Source organism: Anaerolineae bacterium (genome assembly GCA_016931895.1).
GTDB lineage: Bacteria > Chloroflexota > Anaerolineae > 4572-78 > J111 > JAFGNV01.
Genome location: JAFGDY010000245.1, coordinates 1 through 5,696 on the forward strand (window position 1 = coordinate 1; position 5,696 = coordinate 5,696).

Genomic DNA, 5,696 nt, shown 5'->3' on the forward strand with positions numbered 1-5,696 from the left:
CGCTCATTAGAGATCTCTTGCTTGTGGCCTTTAATTTAACATGAATCCTGTTTGTTGGAAATCCTTTCTCTCCGACAAACTGCTAGAGTACGGCCACTCATCAAGATGACTGGGGTGAGTAGTAGGCGAGAATCAGCAGCATTCTTGATCCGTTGACAGAGTTCGTAACCATTTATGTGGGGCATGGCCACATCGGTGAGGATGAGATCCACCGGGTGGCTCTGCAACAATTCCAAGGCCTCGACCCCGTCTTGAGCCGTGAGAATCTCGTACCCCTGATGTTGTAAAATAACCTTGAGAAAACCAACTGTATCGACATCATCATCAACCACTAAGATCCTTTTCATTATCACTTCCCCCGGTAATCAAAACCGCAACTTTCAATGCTGCGGCAAGATATTGATAATTGCGTCTCTCGTTACAATGAATATCATTTGGGTGCAAAAATTATATTTTCGATCAAAACAGTTGAGAATTAGAGAATCAAAAGGGCCGACAAACTGCCAGCCCTATACGTTGACTTCTGATAAACAAAGTCTAACTTTTAGTTTTAACCGGTAACAATATTGACCAAACGTCCCGGCACATAGATTACTTTGGCCACATTTTTGCCTTTAATGTAGCGCTGCACGCCTGCCGCGGCTTGAGCCTGGGCTTTGGCTGTTTCGGGGTCAATCTCAACCGGCACTTCAATTTTATCGCGCACTTTGCCGTTAACCTGTACGGCAATTTCCACCACATCCTCTTTAGCCAGTTCCTCGTCCCAGGTTGGCCAACGTTGTTGATGAACGCTGTAAGGCTGGCCAATGCGCTCCCACAACTCTTCCGCCAGATGGGGAAAACCGGGGGCCAGCAACAGCACCAGGGTGCGGATGGCTTCTGCCCACTCAGCCGCGCCCAGCAAGGCCGGGGCCCGGTTGCGGAGATCAATCAGGGCATTGCTGTACTCCATCAAACCGGCGACCATGGTGTTAAAGCTAAACTCCTCAATATCGGCGGTCACCCGGCGGACGGCCTGATGCTGTTTGCGCTGTAGATCGCGCACCTGGGCCGGGCCTGGTTTGCCCTGTGCAGGGGCGGGCGGGCGGGTCACCAGCTCCCAAACCCGTTCCAGAAATCGTTCAACGCCCAAAATGCCGGTGCTGCTCCACGGCCCCCCTTGATCCCACCGAAAACCAAACATCAGGTAACCGCGCACGGTGTCTGCGCCGTATTCCCGCACCAGGTCGTCCGGCGCAATTACATTGCCCCGGCTTTTGCTCATCCGAAAACCGTCTTCGGCCAGGATGATACCTTGATTGAACAAGGCCTTCATCGGCTCGTCAAACTTTACCAGGCCCATATCGCGCATGGCTTTGGTAAAAAAGCGGGTATACAACAGGTGCATGGTGGCGTGCTCAATGCCGCCGGTATACTGGTCAACGGGCAGCCAGTAATCGCCCTCAACCGGGTTAAAGGGGGTGTCGTCCGGCGACAGGGTTTCGCCGTCTTTCCAGTGCGGGTCCATATAGGCGTATTGGTACCAACTTGAGCACATAAAGGTGTCCATGGTATCGGTTTCCCGTTCAGCTTCTTCAGAGCCGCACTTAGGACACTTCACCTGGCGGAAACCTTCGTGAAACTTTAAGGGCGACTCGCCCGTAGGCATAAATTTTACATCTTCCGGCAGCAGCACCGGCAAATTCCGGTACGGCACCGGCACAATGCCACATGAGGGGCACATAATCATCGGGATAGGAGCGCCCCAATAACGCTGGCGGCTGATCAGCCAATCGCGCAGGCGATAAGTGACCGCGAATTTGCCGATCCCTTTTTCTTCCAGCCAGCGCGTGACGGCGATCCGCCCTTCGGTTTCCGGGGTCAGCGCGGCGGGCAGGCCGTATTCGGCGGCCAGTTCGGGCGTCCACTCATTCAGGGTGTATTTGCCAATAGTGGCATAGCCGGTAAAGGGGCCGCTGTTGACCATTGTGCCCGGCCCGGTGTAGGCTTGCTCAAACGGCTGGCCGTTCCAATCTTTGGGCGCAACCACCACCGGGATGGGCAGGCCATACTTTTGGGCAAATTCAAAGTCCCGCTCGTCGCCGCAGGGCACGGCCATGATCGCGCCGGTGCCGTAGGTCATCAAAACGTAGTCGGCAATCCAGATAGGGATGCGCTCATTGTTGACCGGATTAATGGCGTATGCCCCAATGAACACGCCGGTTTTCTCTTTGTCCACCGCCATGCGGTCAATTTCGGTTTGCCGGGCGGCCTGGGCCACGTAGGCTTCCACTTCGGCCCGCTGCTCGGGCGTGGTCAATTCTTTGATCAGCGGGTGTTCGGGAGCCAACACCATAAAGGTGGCTCCCCACAACGTATCGGGGCGGGTGGTAAAGATGGGCAGGGCATGGCCTTTTTCTGTTTTGAAGACAACCTCCGCGCCTTCGCTGCGGCCAATCCAGTTGGTCTGCATGCTCCGCACCCGTTCCGGCCAATTCATTTTTGAAAAGTCCAGCAATTCGTCGGCGTAGGCCGTAATTTTGAAGAACCATTGGTGTAAGTCTTTTTTGATTACCGGGGTGCCGCAGCGTTCGCAGTGACGGTCCTCGCCCCACACCTGCTCGCGGGCCAGGGTGGTGTTGCAGGTAGGGCAGAAATCCACCGGGGCCATGGCCTTGTAAGCCAGGCCCATATCGTACAGTTTCAGGAAAAACCATTGGCTCCACTTGTAGTAACCGGGGTCGGAGGTGATACACTCACGCTGCCAATCAAACATGGCCCCCATTGAGCGCAGTTGGCTGCGCATGCGCTCGATATTGGCATACGTCCACTCGTTGGGGTGGATGTTGCGCTTGATGGCGGCGTTTTCGGCGGGCAGGCCAAAACTGTCAAAGCCCATGGGGAACAAAACGTTGTAGCCCCGCATGCGCATCCAGCGGGCGCGAGTATCGCTGGGAGACATGGCGTACCAGTGGCCCATGTGTAAATCGCCGCTGGGATAGGGATACATGGTCATGGCATAATATTTTTCTTTGCTTTCATCTTTCACGGCCCGGTACAGGCCGTCGGCCGCCCATTTTTTTTGCCATTTCTTTTCAATAATTTGCGGGTTGTATTTGTTGCTCATAATATTCTCTCTTCTTTTCTGGCAGAATTTATGTCTGGTAAGCCTGTCGGGCAACAGGCCAAAATTTTCCAATAAAAAAGCCGGTCTCCCGACCGGCCTTGCGCTTTCAACAAAAACTACCGTTATCCCCCTACCGGGGGGAGCTGTCGGGACAAAGGTTCAAGTTGGCTACTAAGGTCAAGGAGCAACACGGGGCGCCCCACGCGCAAATGGCGCGGGTGTTGGCCTAACTTCTGAAATGTAAAACTGGCGATCATGTTGCCGTTCATTTTTGCCGTCCCGATTTTACAGGGTAATGCTTGAAATGCAAAACTTATGATTATTATTGAGCATTATACCACAGTTTTTTGGCAATGTCGAGCAAGATTTTGCGAGATAGATACGGATTTGGACAAACCTAAAGCGTAGGGTCTGTTCAAATTTTTAGACCATAGGGTAGGGACAGGACATTGTCCTGTCCCTACCGCCAAAATTTTGGGGCGCACCCTAAAGCGCAAAAGTTGCTGGACTTAATGAGTTGATAAGACTATAATAGCTGTTTTATGCGCTGCTCCTCTGGGGCGGGAGAGCAACTTTGACCTTATCTGAGTTAGGACTTACGCATCAACGATTTACGTAAGCCCTATGAGTGAAGAAAGGTGGAACAGTGAAATCATGAAAAACGCACATGCCAAAGTTCAGCCTCAACGTTGTTCATTACCAGGCCAAACGCCAGCCCCGGCTGTTGAGGAACAAGCTGCTATTGATGGGCGGAATCGGACCATGTTGGTTGGTTTGATGGTGCCCCTGTTGATGATGATTCTTCACGGGACCATGTTTACTGTTGCCCTGCCCACCATCCGCGCCACTTTTGGGGTACAGGCTGATACCACCGCCTGGATTGTGACCGCTTTTGCCCTACCCGTGATGGTCGCTATGCCGCTTTATGGTCGTCTGAGCGATGGCTTGGGCAAGCGTCGCCTTTTTGGGGGAGGCATCATTATTTTTTTGGCCGGAACAGCAGTTACCCTACTGACCTCTAATTTGTATGTACTCATTGTAGGCCGGGCTATTCAGGGGATTGGCGCTGCCAGTGTGAATCCGCTGTGTATGGCCATTATTTCCGAACGGTTTCCGGTGCGTAAGCGCGGCCAGGCGTTAGGCACATGGAACACCAGCGGGCCTATTGCCGGCCTCATTGGCCCTTTGTTGGGGGGATTTCTGGTTGACTATTGGGGCTGGCGGATGGTTTATTGGCCTGTTTTGTTGATTGGCCTGGGGGCGTTGTTTGTTATCCGGGAGCAGGTGCCGCCCACGAAACGCAGTTTTGTGCAACCTGGTTTTTTACGCACCTTTGACTGGGGCGGGGTAGTTTTGCTCAGCCTGGCGGCAACAATGTTGATTTTTTATCTATCCAGCCGGCCTATTACGGGGGTGGAACCGCTGCAAGATTGGCGTTTATTGGCTGTTACTTTGGTGTTATTTGGCGGATTCATTTTTTGGGAGAAACGGCAGCCCGACCCTTTTGTTAATTTAAGCATATTTGCCCAGCCCGGTTTTAGCCGGGCCTCGGTGGGCGCGGGGTTGCGCATGTTAACAATGGGCGGCGTTGGTTTTTTGCTGCCGCTCTATTATTCCGATATTCACGGTCTGAATGCGGTCGCTATTGGGGGAATGGAGATGATCCGGGCTGCCGCGCTTTTGATGACCATGCGCTTAGGCGGGCAATTGGCCGACCGCCGGCAAAGCAGTCGCTGGCCGGTAGTGATGGGTTCGTTGGTGCAGGTGGGGGCCATTGGCTATTTGGCCTGCTTGCCTGAAACAGTCTGGTTGGGCTGGGTGGCCGTGGGATTAATTAGCCATGGCTTGGGCGCGGGCCTGACCCTGGCCCCTTTCCATCGGACCGCCTTAAACCGGGTTCCCACCAATCAAACCGGCATGGCCGCCGGGCTTTATAGCATGAGCCGTTCCGGGGGAGTGGTGCTTGGCGTGGCCGTGGGGGGGGTGATTCTCCAATATGGGTTAGACCATTTCGCCGCCCTTATTTACGCCTATCAAGTGGTGTTTTGGTTTATTACGGGCATAGCCTTTTTGGGTATTTTGATTGGTTGGGGCTTGCGGGAGTAGACAGGGCCGCAAAAATCGGCCGGGAAGGCTCTGCCAGCGGACGGACGACCAACGACCCATGCCGAAACTTCAGCGCTCAATCGTAAAAGACTCCATCGGGTCGGGTATGTTGGGGCATTGGGCCATCTCCCTGAAGCCGGCCACGTGAACCGGCGCAGCCCAGCGCACGGCGTTGGCAATGACGCGTAAAACCTCTGGCTGGTGATAAATAGGGAAAGTCTCGTGGCCGGGCTGGAAATAGAAGATTTTGCCCCGACCGCGGTAGAAGCAGCAGCCGCTCCGAAAAACTTCCCCGCCCTGAAACCAACTGATAAAGACCAGTTCGTCCGGCTGGGGAATGTCAAAAAACTCGCCGTACATTTCACTGTGGGGAATTTCAAAATACTCGCCCAACCTAATCTATTACCCACAAGTTGGGATTGCTCTTTAACAAGATACCAGGTGTCGGCCATATCCTGTAATCTTTGCCAGCCCCGCCAGATAA

At 53.7% G+C, this 5,696-nt stretch carries 3 protein-coding genes and 1 pseudogene; 1 reads left to right on the top strand and 3 read right to left on the bottom strand.

The window, feature by feature from the left end; genetic code table 11:
- Window positions 1–35: 35 nt before the first annotated feature.
- A complete protein-coding gene (locus JW953_18700) occupies window positions 36–347 on the bottom strand; it encodes a response regulator (GenBank protein ID MBN1994734.1) in 312 nt (103 codons plus the stop codon).
- 203 nt (window positions 348–550) lie between these two features.
- Window positions 551–3,106 (bottom strand): leucine--tRNA ligase, encoded by a 2,556-nt coding sequence (locus JW953_18705; GenBank protein MBN1994735.1) that lies wholly within the window; start codon window positions 3,104–3,106, stop codon window positions 551–553.
- 654 nt (window positions 3,107–3,760) lie between these two features.
- Here JW953_18705 and JW953_18710 point away from each other — a divergent pair.
- Window positions 3,761–5,212, top strand: a complete 1,452-nt coding sequence (locus JW953_18710; GenBank protein MBN1994736.1) for an MFS transporter — start codon at window positions 3,761–3,763, stop codon at window positions 5,210–5,212.
- 69 nt (window positions 5,213–5,281) lie between these two features.
- Here the strand turns inward: JW953_18710 and JW953_18715 are convergent.
- A pseudogene (locus tag JW953_18715) lies at window positions 5,282–5,575 on the bottom strand (ThuA domain-containing protein).
- Between the last annotated feature and the right edge of the window lie 121 nt (window positions 5,576–5,696).